We start from the raw sequence: 1,448 nt of genomic DNA on the forward strand, positions 1-1,448 counted from the left end.
TTACAAAAAAAGGCCAGTTTAATCTGGCCTTTTTAAATCTAAGTCAGCGTAACTTTATCGCATTTCAGCGTATTCATTGTCCTTCATCGAGGGTTTCAAAACGTAAACCCTTTGCTGTCCGTTTTTTAAATCCCTGCCAATAGTTATGTTCTTTTTTGGGTTCGCCAGCATCATCCATTGCCCATACCCCGTCGTTCGAATTTTCAATAAGGTCCAGATAATCATCCATCGCTTCGTTATGTTTTAAGTATTTATTTAACCAAGCTGTGACAAAATGCTGAGCAATATTATTCATCCTAGCACTGTCCCACACGGCATCAATATAATGCTCACTGACATTGAAGCCTAAATCTTTATCAAATACAAAAGACTCTTCGGGTGCAGGCATAACCGCTCCGGCATTGTGATTGGCGTTATCGTATGTGAGTAAGGAGCGTTGGGCATTTTTCACACCTTGCCAAATGGCTCTCACGCCGTTTTCATAACCAGAGACATCATCTTGAGATCCCGCTATAAACAACATCGGCTTGCTGATTTCTTGTAAAGTATTAGCATTCCACATGCCGTAGTTCATCCCCCAAGGCGCAAAAGCAATAACGGTCTTTAAGCGGCTATCGGCTTGTGGTTTTTTGCCTGTTTGATGGCGAGTTAGTGTAGCAAACGCTGGGCTTTGTGGGCTGTTCGCCGCTAGCTCTGTTACGCCAGCGCCCGCATTGATTACTGCACCGTAACCACCCATTGAATAGCCAATAAGTGCGCTGTTTTTAGCATTAACCAAGGCATATAAAAACGACGTAAGGTTAGCAGACATCTGCTCAATTTGGTCTAATACAAATAACTGATCAATAGGACGATTAACCAGGGTAGACGCAAAGGCAGCTCTAGTGCGATAGGTGGAGTCGGTGTGGTCAATAGAGGCAACTACGTAGCCTTTAGAAGCAATATTTTCGGCTAAATGCGCTAGCAAATATCGATTACCCGGGTATCCGTGTGAGATCAGAACTAAGGGGTAAGCTTGTTTATTGACTAAAGGTGCAGCATCACGTACCGCTTTGCCATGCAGTTGAACTTCGTTTTTACCGTCTCGTATGTAGGCGTCTAAAGTCGTTTTGCCTTGACTGTTTTTAACAGCTGGATACCACAATTCCACAGTAAGCGGGCGCTCATATCGCGGTAAAACGGTAGGTTTAGGTTGAGAAGGATCCAGCGCCAACATATCAATTTGGTTAGGGTTAACGAGGGCTATCGTTTTAACGCCAATTGCGTAGGGTCCATACGCGGCTAACTCTGGTGCATCGGGGCGCTGCGTATCAATGCGATTTTCTGCCCAAGCACTATTGAGTGTACCAATAGCCACAGCAGTGTAAAAAAATACTAAACTTTTTTTAATCATAACCACCTCCAAATCCAAGATTATGCTCATATGAATATGACATTCTGAGGAACTA

General features: G+C 43.6%; 1 protein-coding gene. It reads right to left on the bottom strand.

What is annotated here, in order from left to right; translation table 11 throughout:
* Positions 1-73: 73 nt before the first annotated feature.
* Entirely contained in the window at positions 74-1,393 is a 1,320-nt protein-coding gene (locus tag NWQ57_RS00135) for a dienelactone hydrolase (RefSeq protein ID WP_306019867.1), read from the bottom strand.
* Positions 1,394-1,448: the final 55 nt, after the last annotated feature.

This window comes from Paraglaciecola sp. (assembly GCF_030730205.1).
GTDB lineage: Bacteria > Pseudomonadota > Gammaproteobacteria > Enterobacterales > Alteromonadaceae > Paraglaciecola.